General features: G+C 42.4%; 1 protein-coding gene. It reads right to left on the bottom strand.

What is annotated here, in order from left to right; genetic code table 11:
- A partial coding sequence (locus LB467_RS19635) for an SDR family NAD(P)-dependent oxidoreductase (RefSeq protein WP_224475684.1) occupies positions 1–290 on the bottom strand: 290 nt, incomplete at both ends.

Consider the following 290-nt stretch of genomic DNA (forward strand, 5'->3'; position numbering starts at 1 on the left):
CACTTAGTTCTGACAGCAGGCCTGCGCTTACCACTCCCGCACTATTGATCAAAATGTCCAGATGCTCCCATGATTCAGTAATTTGCTTCACAGCTTTCTCCAAATCCTTTGGGTTGCTGACATCTGCTTGAATAAGCATAAAATTTGCTGAAGGGATCTCTTTTTTCAGCTTTTCTAGAGGCTTTTTTTTCCTCCCGATCACGGCAAAATCCTGTGCCCCGTGTTTCAGCAATTCATGAATTAAGGCTTTACCTATACCGGCACTTCCTCCGGTTATCAATATTTTTTTA

The organism is Salegentibacter tibetensis (genome assembly GCF_020164485.1).
In the GTDB taxonomy this organism is placed as follows: domain Bacteria; phylum Bacteroidota; class Bacteroidia; order Flavobacteriales; family Flavobacteriaceae; genus Salegentibacter; species Salegentibacter tibetensis.